This window comes from Altererythrobacter sp. CAU 1644, from assembly GCF_029623755.1.
GTDB classification, from domain to species: Bacteria; Pseudomonadota; Alphaproteobacteria; order Sphingomonadales; family Sphingomonadaceae; genus Erythrobacter; species Erythrobacter arenosus.
On the sequence record NZ_CP121106.1, the window covers coordinates 3,135,524 to 3,151,522 of the forward strand.

Sequence of the window (15,999 nt, forward strand, 5' to 3'; positions counted from 1 at the left end):
CGGGACGCAAACCATGATCATCTCGAAATTCGGGGCGTGTTCTGACATATCTCGTCGGTGCGTTCGACAACAGAACCAATCCAGTCATCGATCTCGGCTTCGACCCAAACCGTGCAACGGGGACCGAGCGAACGCGACTTTGGAAAACGGCCTTCGCGCATCCGCTGATAGATTGCCGTTCGGCGCAGGCCCACGCGCGCCATGACCTCGGGAAGACGAATGAGCCGGTCTGGCGTTGGCTCGACAGGAACGGCTTCCGCGTCCGTTTCGATACCAGTCGTCATTTCAGAGAGCGAAGCTTTGTTCATCCTGCCGCTCCAGTTGCGCGAGGTGATCCGACAGGAGACCGGCGGTGCGGTGCGCGGTCCCCTTTGCCCAGCGCGGTCTCACATCGAGCAGCCTCTGGCCCAGCGCTTGATCCAAAGCAGACGGCAACTCGCTTATGAAGGTTTCAAGAAATTCCAGCACGCCGCTATTCTGCCAATCCTTGCTACGCTGCGAGTACCCCGCGAGTGCCAGCATCAGGGAGGTGCGCGGCGCGTGTCCGCTCGCGTCAAGGATGGCCAGCGCCTCTGGCAGTGTGGCTGACCTTGTCCCGGCGAGGATGCGTCGGAGCGCGTCCTTGTTGATATTCGTCTGTGCGGCAATCGTCCGCCGGGACTTGCCACTTTCGTCCACGGCATGGTCGAGGAAAGCGGCGACTCCTCGCGATAGTTCTTCCCATTTGTCGTTTGTGTTTCGCGCCATTGTTCCTGCTTCCGGTGATCTTCAGCGAATCACCAACAGGCTAGGCGACGCGTCAAACTGTAGGAAAGGAAAAAGAACAAATAAGGAACACGTAGGAAACTGGCTCATCGTCACACGATTTGATTCGCGCAGATTCCGGTCCCTCGATCTCAGACTTCGGTATGGGTGGCGCAATGATCGGTATTCTTGGCCGCAATGTCTGCACCGGTCGCGCAAAGCCTGGTCAGATTGCCCAGAATCGACGATTTCTCTTGGTCGGAATGCCGCGTGCGTCAGTTTCCGTTTTCCTACACCCTGCCTTCCAATCGAGGAAAGAACATACAGCGAACGCATCGCTGCCAATGTTCGAAACGGAGTTCCTCGATGAACAATGCAATCACCCTTCCCCGCCCATCCGTTAAAGGCATTCGTGCCCGCGACTATATTCTTCCGGCCGCGATTGCGCTCGCCTGCGCCGGTGCCGCCTATGCCGGTGCCGACACGACCTTTGATCCGGCGCTGCAGAAGTTCACTGACTTCCTCGAAGGTTCGGGCGGCAAGATCATCACCGTCCTCAGCCTTGCCGGCGGTTTGATCGCGCTCGCCTCGGGCCGCTTCGCCCTTGGGCAGGTCGCGGTCCCGGTCGGTGTCGGAATTGGCGTCGGCACAGGCGTGCCGATCGTCACCTCGGTCGTGACCGCAACCATTTGATCGCGGTCTAACGACGGGAGGGCGGCATGGCCGACAGATACCTCGTTCCACGGCGGCTCGACGACCCGGAGCTCATCGGCTTCTGGACCATCGACGAGTTTGCGGGACTGCTCGTCCCCTTCGCGTGGGGCATCCTTTCGCAGCACATCCTCATCGGCACAGCCCTGTCCGGGCTCACCTGGTTCGCCCTTCGAAAGGCGAAGGCGTCAGGTGCCGGGTCGAAACTGGTCCATGCTGCCTACTGGTATCTGCCGGGGAGCTTCCTCGGTCTTAAAGCCACGCCGCCCTCCCACTGCCGCCTGCTTGCAGGCTGAGGGAGGAACCCATGAGACACGAATTCGCCTATGAGGAAGCGCAGCGTCACCTCAAACAGCGCAACCGCTTCGCCGCGCTGTCAGCCGTGCTGGGCCTTACCAGCCTGCTGGCGGTCGGCGCGGCGGCGACGCGCGAGGAAAGCGTCATTTTGGTGCCTGTCACGACCGAGCGCCTGACGCTCGGGAGCGGCGGTACCGATGCGCACTACCTCGAACTCGTAACCCGCGACACCGCGCTCATGCTGCTCAATCGCGCACCCGAGAGCCTCGACTACTGGATGGAACAGGTCCTCAAGGTGGCAGATCCGTCAGCGCACGGGAGCCTCAAGGCCGAGCTCGTCAAGATCGTCGACGAGCAGCGCGGTTCGGACATCAGCCAGGCCTTCGTCATCTCGCGGATGGAGGTCGACGCGCAGGCGCTCACCGCTGTCGTCACCGGCACGCTCAAGACCTTCGTCGGTGCGCAGGTGATCGCAAGCCAAGAGCGCAGCTTCGAATTCAGCTGGAACCGCCGCGGCCTCAGTCTCGGCCTTACCGGCTTCCGCCAGCTCCCAACCGAAAACGAGGAGGAGAACCCATGACACTCCTATCCCGCCCCTTCCCCGCCGCGCTGACCGGCGTTGCGCTGGCAATCGCCACGGCCGCCTACGCTTCACCGGCACATGCCGACCAGTTCGTCGAGGCCGCTGATGGCGCCGCGATCGACTGCGTGCTCGCACGCGGCGCGCTGACCCGTATCGCCCTCATCGAGGACGGTTTCGGCAATGTCTCGAAGATGGCGAGCGGCTATCCCTACAACGATTTCGAGGTGACCCACGAGCCGGTGCGCGGCGACATCTATGTCTCGGTGCCGCTGCAATATGCGAGCGCAAGGGTCAGCTTCTTCGCGACGAGCAGCGCGGGCTATGTCTACAAGTTCACCTGCCGCGTCGAAGGCGAGGAAGCGAGCCAGCTCTTCGTCACCAATCCCGCGCTCGCCAAATCCCAGGCGAGCGAGTGGGAAGGCCAAGCCCCGACCCGCGACGAGGCCGCGATCCGGCTGATCGAGGCGATGGCGAGCGACGGGGTTCTGCCGGGCTTCCGGGCCCGCACCGAACTCTCTCGACCACGCCGAACCGACAGTCTCGAAGTGCAGCAGGTCGCCGAATACGAAGGTGCCGAGCTGATCGGTCAGGCCTTTACTCTACGCAATCTCGGCCCGATGCCCGTCGACCTTGCCGGTGAACGCGAGGCGCCCGCCGGGGCGCTGGCCTTTGCCTATGGCCGAGACAGCCTCCAGCCCGGCGAGAGCACGCAGGCCTTCCTCGTCTTTACAAAGGGAGGGCTCGAATAATGGCCGATCCCGACACACGCGATACGCCCGCGGCAGCGCCCAAGGACGAGACGCGCGGCGAAGCCCGGCGCAATCTCAACCGCACGGTGGCGCAGAAGCAGAAGCTGCTGCTCGCCGGGATCGGCGGGGTGGCACTCATCGCCGGTTCGATGTTCATCTTCGGTGGTGAGGATGAAGCGAGCGCCGACGGCGCGGGCGCGACCACGATCGAGACCGGCGCGCTGGTCAATCGCAATCTCTCGCAGCGCGAATTCGTCGCCACTTACGGCAACCGCCTCGATGCGCAGGGCAAGGCGATCAAGGACCTGCAGGAGAGCCAGCTTCCCAAGGCTTCTATCGAGCAGGAGCTCGAAGCGCTGCGCGGCGAAAACGCGCGGATGCTGAGCGACGGCCAGGCGGCGATCGATGCGATCTCGGCGGAGAACGCCGCCTTGCGCTCAGAACTCGAAACCGTCCGCGCCAATCCCCCGATCGCGCCGGCGGCCGCAGTCGATCCGCAGGCTCCGGGCTTTGCTCCCGGACCGCTCGAGCCGCCGAGCGAACCCAAGGCAAGCCTGCTGAGCTTCTCATCCGAAAAGCCGGGCGCAGCCAAAGTCAAGGCAACCGAGAACGCGCCGCCGCTGCTGCTCGAGGCAAGCCGCGATTACCTGCCGCCCAACAGCTATGCACCTGCTACCGTGATCGTCGGGGTCGACGCCTCGACGGGCGTGACCAGCCAGAGCGATCCGCTGCCCGTTGTGCTGCGCATCACCGGCCCGGCGCGCTCGGTGCTGCAGGGCAACAAGCTCCTCACCACCGATCTCACCGGCTGCCTCGTGAACGGCGCGGCGCGCGGCGATCTCTCGGCCGAGAAGGTTTACGTGAAGCTCGTGCGCATGACCTGCGCGCAACCAGGTGGACGCTTCGCGGTCAGCGAGGTCAAGGGGTTCATCGCCTTCGCCGGCAAGTCGGGCGTGCGCGGCAATGTCGTCAGCCGCGAAGGCAGCCTCGTCAGCCAGGCGCTGCTCGCCGGAATCGTCGGCGGCTTCGGCCGCGGCTTCTCGGCCAATGCCAACGGCATCTTTGCGCAGCCTGTCGGCAGCGACGGCAAGCGCGACGCGCTCTCGCCGACCGACATCCTCGCAGGCGGCCTGGGCCAGGGCGCGGGCGAAGCCGCCGACACCGTCAGCAAATACCTCATCGAACGCGCAGAACAGTACCAACCCGTCGTCGAGATGCCGACCGGCATCGCAGTCGAGATCGTCTTTCTTGACGGCGTCCATGTCAGGAGCACACCCCAATGAACTACTCGAACCAGCGGCCCGGCCTCAAGGCGCGCGCCGCGCACATATCGCTCGCCGCCGCCAGCGCAGCAGCCCTCCTTACAAGCGGCGTCGCGATCGTAACCGCCATGCCCGCGCAGGCCGCGATCACGCGAGATGTGGTTGAAGCGCTCAAGCTTCGTCTGCCCAGAACGCCGATCGACGCGCTCGATTGCACGACATTCGCGCCATGGTGCGAGGTCGTCTCGGGAGAGACGCTGTTCTACATCGACGAAGCGGCACGCTACCTCTTCGTCGGGCGGCTCTACGACATGGAGGAGCGGCGCGACGTGACTGCCGCGCGCCTGCTCGAACTCAACCCCGACCTGCTCGCCGCCGGCGCAGCCCGCCACGCCGGCGAGGACACTGGAGGGCGCCATGACGTTGCCGAAACCCGCGACAGGCAGGTCGCGACGCATGTCGATCTCAAAGCCCTTCCCAAGGAAGGCGCGATCCTGTGGGGCAATCCCAAGGGGCTGAAGCTGGTTGTCTTCTCGGATTTCCAGTGCGGCTACTGTAAGCGGCTCACCGGCGAACTCGAAAAGGCAGGCGTTCTTGTCGAGGAACGGCCGATCTCGATCTTCGGCGCGTCGAGCCGCCGCTTGTCCGAGGCGGTGCTGTGCGCCGCCGACCCGGTCGAGGCGCTCCATGCCGCATACACCGGCAAGCACCTCGAACCGCGCGCAACCTGCAAAAAGTCAGCTGCGCTCGATGCCAACGAAGCCTTTGCACAGGCCAACGGCTTTGCCGGAACCCCGGTAATCGTCCGGGCGCGCGACGGTGCGGTGCTGCACGGCTACCGTGATGCAAAGACACTGCGCGCCTTTGCCAATGCCAAGACCGGATCGAAGCAATGAGCGGCGGTGCGACCCGTGTCGGAGCGACGGCAATTCTCGCGTTGATGATCGCCGGCTGTGCGACGCTTGGCGGCAACGTCAAGGGCGACTTTTCCTGCCGGGCACCGGAGGGAAGCTGCGCGCCGACCTCGATGATCGACGATACCGCGACCCGCGTTTCACAGGCAGAACGGTCCGGTCATGCCTCTGCGGGAGCGCACAGGGCCGGTGATCGCGGATTGCGGATCGTTGTTGCGGGCTACCGCGACGGGGCGGGCCGCATCCACGAGGCCCGGGTTGTTCATGTCGTGCTGCCCGATCGCGCTGCCGAGCGCTGGCGCGCGCCGCGTTCGACCGGCGACGTGCTTCGCGCACTGGCGCGTCCGGCTGAAGCAGAAGTCGCCCCGCCCGCCGCCGCAGAAGCAATTCCTTTTCAGCTTTCCAATCCGTCCCCCCAGCAGCCTCCCGATGTCCTGGTCATCCCCTCGCAGGATCTGACGGAGCTGCCCGGCGCCAAAGCGCCGGACCCCGGGGCACCTGGTCGTCCCCCCTCCCCCGGCCAGGTGCCCCACCCCGTTCTGCCCGAAGGAGAGCCCAAGTGAACCTCTCGCTATCCTCTGCGCGCGACGCGCTTCTCGCTGGCCTGTTCGGCGATGCGAAAAGGGGCGACCATGCGCAGCCGCGTTTCGCGCTCGACATGCTGTCGGACTGGCTTCCGTACCGCGTCTATGACGAGGGCCCGGGGCTCTACCGCAACGCGCACTCGAAGGGCTTCATTCTCGAAGTCACCCCGCTCATCGGCGCCGACGAGCGGACAGGTGAGATCCTCGGCCAGTTCTTCTCCGAGAGCCTGCCGCAAGGCGCCTGCCTGCAGGTGCTGAACTTCGCGTCCCCGCGCATCGGCGCCATCGTCGGCCCTTGGTTCGCGCCGCGCTACGAGCAGGGCGGGATCTACGAAGCGATTGCGAAAGCCCGCACCAACCGGCTCTACGATCTCGTCTGGAACTCGGGCTCGGCACACGCGCCGTTTCATGCACGCCAAGTGCGTCTGGTGCTCTCGCTCGGCGTTCCGGTGCCCGGAAGCGTCACCGATGCAGAACTCACCGAATGCCGCGACGGGATGGCAGGCATGCTGAACTCGCTCGGCCTTGCATCGAACAGGCTCGAGCCCGCAGGCCTGCTCGCACTGGTCGACGAACTCACCTCGCCGACGACAGCGCGCGAACCCGATCTCACCCACTGGAACCGCGAGGACACGCTCGACGCGCAGGCCATCCGCCGCGATATCGAACTCGAGGTCGAGGACGACCGGCTGATCTTGCGCACCGAGCGCTTCCGCGAAACCGGACGCGGCCGCGACGGCGTGCCGCAAATGGGTGAGTGCTATCCCGATCGCTTCGATGTGCGCCACTACGGCGTGCGCTCTACCCCTGAGCGCTGGGCACCGTGGGAATGCGCGCGGCTCATCGGCGACATGTTCACCGACAAGCTGCGCTTTCCCTGCCCGGCTGCGACCATGCTGTGCCTGCATTATCCCGACCAGGAAGCCGCCTCGGCGCGCGCAGGCTACAAGTTCATGCGCACCACCAGCCTGTCGGAAACGAAGAGCGCACGTTTCCTGCCTAAACTGTCCGAGCAGTCGGCAGAATGGAGACATGTCCAGGCCGAGCTCCAGGCGGGCAAGAAGCTGGTCAAGCTGTTCTACGGTCTCACCACGATCTCGCCGCTCGGCGAAGGCGATGCGCATGAGCGCACGGTCAAGGCTATCTACAAGGCAGCCGGCTGGGACCTCGCCGACGAGCGCTTTCTCCAGCTCCAGGGTCTCGTCGCGGCCTTCCCGCTGAGCCTCGCCGACGGGCTTGTCCACGACCTTGCTCGGCTCAAGCGCTTCCGGACCATGCTCTCGACCACCGCGGCCCATATCGCCCCGCTGCAGGGCGAGTATCTCGGCGGCACTATCCCGCACCTGCTGCTTCTCGGCCGGCGCGGCCAGCCCTTCTTCTGGTCACCCTTCGAGAACGCGGCGGGCAACCACAACATCGCGATCTGCGGGAAGTCGGGCTCGGGCAAGTCTGTGCTCCTGCAGGAACTGTGCGCAGCGCTACGCGGCGCGGGCGCGAAGGTCGTGGTGATCGATGACGGACGCAGTTTTGAGCATTCGGTCAAGCTGCAAGGCGGCCGCTTTGTCGAGTTTACGCTCGCCTCGGGCTTCTCCTTGAATCCATTCTCAATGGTCGATGATGCCCGCGCGCATGAAGACGAGGATTACCAGCTCGACTGCTTTGCGATGATCAAAGCGATCGTCGGCCAGATGGCGCGGCCAAGCGCCGCCCCCTCGGACACCGAGCGCGGGCTGATCGATCTTGCAGTGACCCAGGTCTGGAATACGCTCGGCAGCGGCGGCGCGATCGACGACGTCGCGCATGCACTCCATCAGAGCGACAACGAGGCGGGCAAGGACCTCGCTACCGCGATCGCGCCCTTCTGCCGCGGTGGCAGCTACGCCGGCTTCTTCTCCGGGAAAGCGAGCTTCGCGCTCGAAGACGATTTCACCGTCTTCGAGATGAGCGACCTCGCGTCCCGCGAGGAGCTTCGAAGCGTTGTCCTCTCGGCAATCATGTTCATGACCGGTCAGGCGATGACGCGCTCGTCGCGCTCGACCAAGAAGCTGCTGCTGATCGACGAGGCCTGGGCGATGCTCAAGGGCGGTTCGATGGGCGAGTTCGTCGAGACCTATGCCCGCACCGCGCGCAAATATGGCGGCGCGCTTGCGACCGCGACTCAGTCCTTGAACGACTACTACAAGTCCGATGGTGCGCGCGCCGCGCTCGAAAACAGCGACTGGATGCTGGTGCTCCAACAGAAGCCCGAGACCATCGCCGATTTCCGCAAGGAGGCCCGGCTCGACATGGACGACCGGACCGAGACGCTGATCCGCAGCCTCAAGCGCTCGGGCACCGAGTACAGCGAGATCTACCTCAAAGGTCCCGAGATGGAAGCCGTTGGACGCCTGGTGCTCGACCCACTCTCCGCGACGATCTTCTCCTCCGATCCTGACACCTATGCCGCGATCCACCGCCATGTCGAAAACGGCATGCCGCTGGAGCGCGCAGTCGCGCTGGTCGCAGGTGTGGAAGGAGGCATGTGATGGTGCTCGAGACCACCACGCTCGTCGATCGCGTGCCGCTTCCGTCAGTCAGACAAGCCCGCGACAAGCACCGTGTGATCGACTGGCTGGCGCTGTTCCAGGGCACCTGCCTGGTGCTGATCGAAACGGCAAGCTTCGCGGCGAGCACGCTGCTGCTGGTCCTCGGCCTGCCGCTGTTCGTGTTCCTGGCTGTAGCAGGCTGGGATCTCACGGCGCTGTTCGCGCAGCTCGGCAATCTTGCCGACCATTACCGCACCGCTGAACCGGTCGCGCGCCGCTTCTTTGCCCAGGACCTCCAGATCGCATTCCTCATCGCATCTGGCGGCCTCGCCCTGCTGCGATTGCCGGCTTTCTTGCACCGCCTCGATCGCCGCCTCTCCGAAGGATCTCCTCGCCATGGATAGACTGAACCTCCCGCTGCGCCAGCTGGGCCCGAAACTCCTCGCTTTAGCGGTGCTCGTTGCCGCGCTCCTGTGGGGTGCGTGGATTACGCAGCAAGTCACTGCCGCGCCCAAGCAGCGGATCGTCACGGTCCGGCTTGCCGAGACCATCGGGACATTCGTCGAGGAGGCCGCGCGCGCCGATGCCGATCCGGCGGTCGTCCAGGCGGCTAGCCTTGCCTACCTCAAGGCCGCCGAAAGCGCCGTCGCCGACATGGGCCATGACGGCCGCGTGGTGCTGGTTGCCGAGGCCGTGCTCGCGGGCGCTGCCGAAGACGCAACCCCCGAACTCGAGCAGCGCATTGCGGACCAGCTCGCCGGGGAGAAGCAGCCATGAGCCTGACCCGCTCGATCCTCCGTACGCTGCTGCTCTCGGGGCTGGTCCTGCTACCGCTCGCCTGGGCGCCGCTCGATGCCTTCAGCAAGGACCACGCGTTCCTCATCAATGCGAGCCCGAGCCTGCCCAACTGGGCGTTCTGGCTCGACAAGCACGCGCCGATCAAACGCGGCAGCCTGATCTTCTTCGAGCCGCCGCAAAGCGAGCTGGTCGAAAGGCATTTCGGAAAAGGACCGCAGATGTTCGGCAAGCGCGTGCTTGGCATGCCGGGCGATGTCGTGCGCCACGAGGGCGATGCGGTCTTCATCAACGGGAAGCAGGTCGCGAGCCTGCTCGAGGTCACCCGCCTTGGCGTGCCGCTCGCGCGCGGTCCCGAAGGCGCAATACCGGAAGGTTGCTACTACACCGGCACCAGCCATCCCCGCGGGCTCGACAGCCGCTATGGCGCAATCGGCTTCGTGTGCCGCGGACAAATCCTTGGCAGCGGGAGGGCGATCCTGTGATGCGCTCCCTCTTTCCGCTTGGCGCGCTTCTCCTCGCTGCGCTCCCTGCCAGCCTGCAGGCACGAGACTACGGCCAGCGCGGCGCGGTCTTCCCCGTGATCGAGCGCGATCTCTTGGAACAGATCCATACGCGCCTCGCCCAGATGGAAAAGTCGGGCGAGACCGCGCGGCTCAACGAGGAACTCAAGCGTCGCACGATCGCCCGCGTCAACCGGCCTGATCCGGTTGCCGGCGTGATCCGCGCAAGCGCAAGCCGCAGCTGGGCGTTCGACCCGACGATCACGCTTGCTGCCGATATCCGCGGGGCCAAAGGCGAGCTCATCCATGCTGCCGGAACGAGGGTCAACCCGCTCGACAGCGTCAAGCTGCGCGGCGACCTCCTGTTTCTCGACGGCGACGATCCGGCGCAGGTCGCCTGGTCGCTGAGGCAAGAGGTCAATGCCAAGCTGATCCTCGTCAAGGGTGCGCCGCTCGAGCTGATGAAGGCCCGCCAGCGAAGGTTCTATTTCGACCAGGGCGGCAAGCTGACGCAAAAATTCGGCATCAAGGCCGTTCCCGCGCGGGTGCGCCAGAACGGGCGCGTCCTCGAAGTCAGCGAGATTGCGCTGTCGCGCCGGAAGGCACAGCCATGACCGGAATCCGCGCCTTCCTCGTACTCTTCACGGCGATGCTGTCGCTGGTCTTCGCATCACCAGCTTCGGCCGATGCCGGTCCGGGCAAGTGCACCGGGCAATTCGTCAACCCCATCACCGACATCTGCTGGTCGTGCCTGTTCCCGATATCGGTCGGCGGGCTCGAAATCTGGCCGAGCAATCGCCCCGATCCCGACAATCCCGATCTGCCCGTTTGCCTGTGCGGGCTTCGCCCTGGCATCGCGATGGGGTTCTGGGAGCCGGTGCGGCTCGCCGATGTCAGCATGAAGCCGTGGTGCTTCGTCAATTTGGGCGGCATGAAGCTCGATCCCGGCTTTGATATCGGCTTTCGCTCGATCTCGGGTCCTTCGGCGGTGGGCGGCGCGAGCCAGTATTATTCGAGCTGGCACGTCCACTGGTATGCCTATCCACTGATCTACTGGATGGAGATCGTCGCCGATTTTCTGTGCCTTGAGCCGGGCTCGATCGACATCCTCTACATCTCCGAGATCGATCCGCTGTGGCAGGACAGCGAGCTCACCGCGATCATCAACCCTGAAGCGGTGCTCTTCGCCAACCCGCTGGCGCTCGCCGCCTGCGCTGCGGATTGCGCTGCATCGACCGCGAACCTGCCGCTCGACGAGATGTTCTGGTGCGCAGGCTGCCAGGGCTCGATGTACCCGATGAATGGCAATGTCTCGGCCTCGATCGGACATGTGCAGGCCTCGCGGCTCGTGCTCTCGCGCTTCGCTTACAAGCTCCACCGCGAGCTGGTCTCGTGGGGGACGATGGGTTCGAAGGGTCTGTGCGGCAAGTACCTCATGCCGGTGATGCGCAAGCAGCAATACCGCTTCCAGGCCACCAATCCCAATCCGGCGACGAAGGGCCGCTACGCCTGCCCGCCCGTCGGTGCCTCCACCACCTTCCAGTCCCCCGGACAGGTCATCCCCGCCATCGGCGAAGACATGGGATACCTCGTCTGGCGCAAGAGGAATTGCTGCGCGCTATGAGAAACGCCTTCCCCCTACTCGTTGGGCTGAGCCTCGTGATCGCTGCCGGATTTGCCGCAGCTTCTGCGCAGGATGCCGGGCCCGACCTTGACCTGGCTGAGATCCGCGCGCGCGCGGCCGAACATGCCGCCGACGCCGAGGCTCTCGCCACATCGGTCAGGACAAAAGCGAATGCCCTCGCAGACGACGCGCGCGCCGCTCAGCAAACGGCTTTCGACAATCGCGCAGCCTATGCCGAGACTGCGCAGGCGACCGCGAATGCCGGGCCGCTCGATATCGATGGCATGATCCGCGCCCAGGCCGATGCGGAAGTCGCAGCGATGGGCGACACGCCCCGGTTCATCGCTTTTGCCTCATTAGCAATGCCCGAGCCCTCATTGAAGGCGCTGGTTCGCGATGTCTCGAGGGCCGGCGGCGTCACCGTGCTGCGCGGATTCCCCCAAGGCGACAGCGCGCGCTTCAAGAAGCGCATCGCCGCTATCTGGAGCGATAGCGATGATGCCGACGCGCTCGGGATCGACCCGCGCCTGTTCCGCGCCTTCGATATCAAGGTTGCCCCGAGCTTCGTGATGATCGCGAGCGATTTTGCCCCGTGCGACGGGTTCGACTGCAATGACGTCCTGCCGCCGCACGACCGCCTTGCGGGCAATATCAGCGTGGCCGAAGTGCTCGACACCTTTGCTTCGGGAGGCGGTCCGGGAGCACAACTCGCTCGCCTCCACCTTCGTCGCCTCGAAGGAGAACGGCCATGAGGCTCACACAATCGCTTCGCATAGGACTGCTCGCCCTTCTTGCCATAGCCGCGCCCCTTTCCGCGCAGCAGCAGGACGCGCGGGCCGATGGCAAGGCATTCGGCGAAAGCCTGCGCGGCGAAGCGCAAGAAGCTGCCAGGTCGCAGCCCGACGCATCCACCCTCCCCAACTACGATCGCAATGCCGTGCGTGACCTCGAAACGCTCGCCGACGATCCCGACCGGATCGAAAGTAGCGCGGCAGCCGCTGCCACCGGACACCAGGGCTATCGGGCGGTGCGCGACAGCGTGGCCAATCGCGCGCGCTTCGATCCAAGTGAGATCGAGGACGTTATCGCGCGCAGCCTCGCCATCAACGAGACCCCGCTCGACTATACCAGTGGCATGGATATCTCCGGCGGTCAGGGCAATTGCGTGCCGCTGCCGCCCGGGTCCGGATCGGCAGGGACCTACACCGCGACCTGCAACACCGGCACGCGGATCGACCAGTCGGTGGGTCAGTGCGCGGTGCCGCTCGTTGCCAGCGTGACCCGGCGCCAGCAATGGCACTATCTCTGCAATGAGACCAGCACAGTCTATGGATATCCCTGGTGCTCGGCATTCGATGGAGGCTCGTGCCGGATCACCGGGTATCGGCCCGGCCCCTGCCTCCAGTGGCGGCAGGACCAGTTCTATAGATACTGCACCGAACCTGGCGACCCCATCGCCGAAATCACATGCGACACTCCAGATGCGCGCTACACGCCCTATGCGGTGACCACGGACAACTCGATCGATACCTTTTCCGACGAGAGCCAGTGCACCGGATTTGCCGATAATGGCGATTGCACGCTCGACAATGAGATCTGCACCGATGCCGATCCGCAGACCCGCGTGATCGACGGTGTCTCGGTTACGCGGCCCTGCTGGGAATGGCAGCGCAGCTACACCTGCACATCGCGCGAGGCGGCGAGCGACTGTTCCGACATCGAAAGCCATGGCACCTGCCGGTTCATCGGCGAGGATTGCTTAACCGACGAAGACCCGTGCGAGACCTGGGAGCGCATCTACGAATGCCCCCTCCCCGGAACTGACAGTTCCACCCAATATGTCTGCGACGGCGATGTCTATTGCATCGATGGCAGCTGCGAGACGATCGAGCGCACCGCCAACGATGAGTTCAAGGATGCCGCGGTCGCATTGCACGCCATGGACGAGGCGCGCGGCCAGTTCGATCCGAACACGCTGACGCTGTTCCGCGGCACGCGCAACACCTGCTCGTCCAAGGTCTTCGGCGTCTTCAACTGCTGCAAGGGCAAGGGTTTCCCGCTCATTCCGGGGATCAGCCTGCTGGTTGCGCTCGGCTGCGATCGCGAGGAAGTGCTACTCCACCAGCGCGATGCGCAGGGGCTGTGCGCCTATGTGGGGACCTATTGTTCGGACAAGTTCCTCGGCGTCTGCCTCACCAAGAAGAAGGTCTACTGCTGCTTTGAGTCCAAGCTCTCGCGGATCCTGCAGGAACAGGGACGTCGCCAGCTCCCCAAGCCATGGGACAAGCCCAAAGAAGAGCAATGTGAGGGGTTCACTCTCGACGAGTTTGCCCGGCTCGACCTCAGCCGGATGGATTTCAGCGAAGTCTATGCCGAGTTCACCGACGCGGCCCGACTTCCCGACGAACTCGAGACCAGCATCCTCATCCAGCAGAGGATCGAAGATTATTACGCAAGGGGCGGCCAATGACCCATCTGCATCACCTAACGGCGCTCGCGCTCGGCATAGCTGCCCTGCCCACCACTTCGGCCCAGGCGCAGGAGCGGCAGGACACAAGATCGACCACCGCTGCCGACGCGCTCTACTGCCAAGAGCGTAGGCTCGGCTACTGGTTCTACTGCGTGAAGCCCGCTCCCATTGAAGAGCCACAACAGCCTGAAGCCGAGCAGATCGCGGCCAGCCAAGAACTCGACGCGATCACCTCCGAGCTTCGCGAACTCAAGGCGCGCGCGATCCTCTATCCGACCGAGGCCAATGTAGCGGCCTATATCCGCTTCCAGCGCGCGCAGCTCGACCGCGCCTCGCTGTTCTCCGATGTCTGGCAGCGGGCGATCTGGCAGGACCCGGACCTCGACTACACGCTTGAACGCCCCGTCGGAGCGGTCGCCAAGAAGCAGTGGCAGGATGCCCGCAGCGCGGAGCGCGATCACGTCATGGCAACGCTCTCGCAGCGCTACGGCCTTTTCTATTTCTTCAGTTCGACCTGCGGACCGTGCGAAGTGATGAGCCCGATCGTGAAGGGCGTCGCCGACCGCTGGCGGATCACCGTGCGCGCGATCTCCACCGATGGCGGTCCATCCCGGCATTTTCCCGACTATCGGGTCGAGACGAACCAGCGCGGCAAGCTTGGTCTCGAAGGCAAAGCCACCCCCGCTCTGGTGCTGTGGGACAGCGTGACCAAACGCCCGATTCCGATCGGCTACGGCGTGCTCTCGGCCGACGAGCTGCAGTACCGCATCTACCTTCTCACCTCCAAGGAAGCCGGACATGATTACTAGCATCCGCAATGCGGCATTGACCCTTGCCGCCGCCAGCATGGTTGCCTCACCGGTCGCCGCGAATGTTGGCGACAGCATGGACCGCTTCATGGACGACATGGGGGCGGCGGCGAATGTCACCGGCCCGACCGCCTTCGAAGGCCAGTCGGCAGGCTATTACAGCCTCGGCAATGTCTGGACGCGCTTCCCTCAGAAGACGACCAACATCGCCAATCTCCAGCTGCCGCGCGCAAGGGCGGGCTGCGGCGGCATCGATATCTTTGCCGGCTCCTTTTCGTTCATCAACGCGAGCGAGATGGTCGCGCTCCTGAAGGCCGTTGCCAACAACGCGGTCGGCTTCGCGTTCAGCCTGGCGATCGATACCGTGTGCCCAGAGTGCAACAAGATCATGCAGGAGTTTAGCCAGAAGGCTCAGCTCATGAACAATCTCTCGATCAACTCCTGCGAGATGGCGCAGGGACTGGTCGGCGGACTGTGGCCCAAGGGCGATCTCGCCGACAAGGCGATCTGCGAAGCGATCGGGAACTCCGAAGGGATCTTTACCGATTATGCGGCCGCCAAGCACGGCTGCGGCACGCGCGGCCAGCGCGCGTCGACCAACGAGGGCGCCGGTACCGACTATGCCGACGTCAATCCCGGCGTGCCGCGCAACTACACCTGGCACGTCCTGAAAAAGAGCGCCTTCTTCAATCCGGGTGGTACCTTTGACCGCGAACTAGCCGAATACGCCATGACGCTGATTGGCACGGTCATCTACGTGCCGCCCAAGGATGATGAACCCGGCAAGTTCGTGCCGTTCGCGGGCGACGCGTCCTCGACGCTCGTAAGCGCGCTCCTAGACGGGACGCAGGGCCAGACCGTGCGCGTTTTCCGCTGCGACGAGACCGATCTCTGCCTCAATCCCACCTTCGAGCAGATGAGCCTATCGAATGCAAAGGCCATCCGCCCGCGGGTCGCGCTCCTCATCGGGAACATGGTCGATGCGATCCGGGCCGACACCGCGATCGGCAATGCCGAAAAGGAACTGCTGCAGGTCGCCGCTGTCCCCTTGTACAAGATCCTTACCGTCCAGGCCGCCTATGGACGCGGCATGCCGACCGACGACCGCGAAACGCTCGCCGAGATCGCCAGCATCGATCTGCTCTATGCCATCCTCGACCGGATCGTCTCGGAAGCCGGTCGCTCGATGGCGAGCTTCATCGCCGCCGATGAAGCCAAGCTTGCGATCTGGCGCGGCCAGGTCGCCGAAGTGCGCTCTGGCCTGGTCCAGAGGCAGGCTACTGGACAGGCCAAGGTCTCGGCGATCATGCAGATCATCGAGAAGACCGCGATGATCGAGAACGCGCTCGCCGCTTCGATGTCGCCCTCGATGTCCGCAGCGCTCGACTGGTCACGCGGCCTCCAGTCGCGCTCGATTATTCCCTGAGTC

The 15,999-nt window shown here is 64.6% G+C and carries 19 protein-coding genes; 17 read left to right on the forward strand and 2 right to left on the reverse strand.

Annotated features, from left to right (window positions below; all coding sequences use genetic code 11):
* Nucleotides 1–17: 17 nt before the first annotated feature.
* Both P7228_RS15555 and P7228_RS15560 read right to left on the reverse strand, forming a co-directional pair.
* Entirely contained in the window at nt 18–284 is a 267-nt protein-coding gene (locus P7228_RS15555) for an AlpA family transcriptional regulator (RefSeq protein WP_173214082.1), read from the reverse strand.
* 1 nt (nt 285) lies between these two features.
* Nucleotides 286–747, reverse strand: a complete 462-nt coding sequence (locus P7228_RS15560) for a hypothetical protein (RefSeq protein WP_173214080.1) — start codon at nt 745–747, stop codon at nt 286–288.
* A gap of 363 nt (nt 748–1,110) precedes the next feature.
* Between P7228_RS15560 and P7228_RS15565 the strand changes: the two genes are divergently transcribed.
* The 17 genes from P7228_RS15565 to P7228_RS15645 are packed head-to-tail and all read left to right on the forward strand — an operon-like array spanning nt 1,111 to nt 15,996.
* Nucleotides 1,111–1,437, forward strand: coding sequence for a hypothetical protein (locus tag P7228_RS15565; protein ID WP_173214078.1), 327 nt, complete (start codon nt 1,111–1,113; stop codon nt 1,435–1,437).
* Between the two features lie 26 nt (nt 1,438–1,463).
* Nucleotides 1,464–1,751 carry a type IV conjugative transfer system protein TraL gene (traL, locus tag P7228_RS15570; protein ID WP_173214075.1) on the forward strand — a complete coding sequence of 96 codons (288 nt, stop codon included), beginning with the start codon at nt 1,464–1,466 and terminating at the stop codon, nt 1,749–1,751.
* Nucleotides 1,752–1,762: 11 nt separating this feature from the next.
* The gene (locus P7228_RS15575; protein WP_152434338.1) at nt 1,763–2,332 is read left to right on the forward strand and encodes a type IV conjugative transfer system protein TraE; all 570 of its coding nucleotides are present in this window, start codon (nt 1,763–1,765) and stop codon (nt 2,330–2,332) included.
* Nucleotides 2,329–3,084: a type-F conjugative transfer system secretin TraK gene (locus tag P7228_RS15580; RefSeq protein ID WP_173214073.1), complete on the forward strand. Its 756-nt coding sequence runs from the start codon at nt 2,329–2,331 to the stop codon at nt 3,082–3,084. Before P7228_RS15575 ends, P7228_RS15580 begins: the two co-directional genes overlap by 4 nt.
* The gene (locus P7228_RS15585) at nt 3,084–4,367 is read left to right on the forward strand and encodes a TraB/VirB10 family protein (protein WP_173214071.1); all 1,284 of its coding nucleotides are present in this window, start codon (nt 3,084–3,086) and stop codon (nt 4,365–4,367) included. Before P7228_RS15580 ends, P7228_RS15585 begins: the two co-directional genes overlap by 1 nt.
* Complete coding sequence (locus P7228_RS15590) at nt 4,364–5,242, forward strand: DsbC family protein (protein ID WP_137678732.1); 879 nt, start codon at nt 4,364–4,366, stop codon at nt 5,240–5,242. Before P7228_RS15585 ends, P7228_RS15590 begins: the two co-directional genes overlap by 4 nt.
* A gap of 44 nt (nt 5,243–5,286) precedes the next feature.
* Complete coding sequence (locus P7228_RS15595) at nt 5,287–5,823, forward strand: hypothetical protein (protein WP_173216235.1); 537 nt, start codon at nt 5,287–5,289, stop codon at nt 5,821–5,823.
* Nucleotides 5,820–8,369, forward strand: a complete 2,550-nt coding sequence (gene traC, locus P7228_RS15600; RefSeq protein WP_173214069.1) for a type IV secretion system protein TraC — start codon at nt 5,820–5,822, stop codon at nt 8,367–8,369. Before P7228_RS15595 ends, traC begins: the two co-directional genes overlap by 4 nt.
* On the forward strand, nt 8,369–8,773 hold the full coding sequence (locus tag P7228_RS15605) for a hypothetical protein (RefSeq protein WP_173214067.1): 405 nt from the start codon (nt 8,369–8,371) through the stop codon (nt 8,771–8,773). Before traC ends, P7228_RS15605 begins: the two co-directional genes overlap by 1 nt.
* Nucleotides 8,766–9,146: a TrbI F-type domain-containing protein gene (locus tag P7228_RS15610; RefSeq protein ID WP_173214066.1), complete on the forward strand. Its 381-nt coding sequence runs from the start codon at nt 8,766–8,768 to the stop codon at nt 9,144–9,146. Before P7228_RS15605 ends, P7228_RS15610 begins: the two co-directional genes overlap by 8 nt.
* On the forward strand, nt 9,143–9,649 hold the full coding sequence (locus tag P7228_RS15615; protein WP_173214065.1) for a S26 family signal peptidase: 507 nt from the start codon (nt 9,143–9,145) through the stop codon (nt 9,647–9,649). The genes P7228_RS15610 and P7228_RS15615 overlap by 4 nt, the downstream gene beginning before the upstream one ends.
* Nucleotides 9,649–10,281 carry a type-F conjugative transfer system protein TraW gene (traW, locus tag P7228_RS15620; protein WP_173214064.1) on the forward strand — a complete coding sequence of 211 codons (633 nt, stop codon included), beginning with the start codon at nt 9,649–9,651 and terminating at the stop codon, nt 10,279–10,281. Before P7228_RS15615 ends, traW begins: the two co-directional genes overlap by 1 nt.
* Nucleotides 10,278–11,291 carry a conjugal transfer pilus assembly protein TraU gene (gene traU, locus P7228_RS15625; protein ID WP_173214063.1) on the forward strand — a complete coding sequence of 338 codons (1,014 nt, stop codon included), beginning with the start codon at nt 10,278–10,280 and terminating at the stop codon, nt 11,289–11,291. The genes traW and traU overlap by 4 nt, the downstream gene beginning before the upstream one ends.
* Nucleotides 11,288–12,043, forward strand: a complete 756-nt coding sequence (gene trbC / locus P7228_RS15630) for a type-F conjugative transfer system pilin assembly protein TrbC (protein WP_173214062.1) — start codon at nt 11,288–11,290, stop codon at nt 12,041–12,043. Before traU ends, trbC begins: the two co-directional genes overlap by 4 nt.
* Nucleotides 12,040–13,761, forward strand: a complete 1,722-nt coding sequence (locus tag P7228_RS15635; protein WP_173214061.1) for a conjugal transfer protein TraN — start codon at nt 12,040–12,042, stop codon at nt 13,759–13,761. Before trbC ends, P7228_RS15635 begins: the two co-directional genes overlap by 4 nt.
* Entirely contained in the window at nt 13,758–14,570 is an 813-nt protein-coding gene (locus P7228_RS15640; RefSeq protein ID WP_173214059.1) for a conjugal transfer protein TraF, read from the forward strand. Before P7228_RS15635 ends, P7228_RS15640 begins: the two co-directional genes overlap by 4 nt.
* A complete protein-coding gene (locus P7228_RS15645) occupies nt 14,560–15,996 on the forward strand; it encodes a conjugal transfer protein TraH (RefSeq protein ID WP_173214057.1) in 1,437 nt (478 codons plus the stop codon). The genes P7228_RS15640 and P7228_RS15645 overlap by 11 nt, the downstream gene beginning before the upstream one ends.
* Nucleotides 15,997–15,999 lie beyond the last annotated feature (3 nt).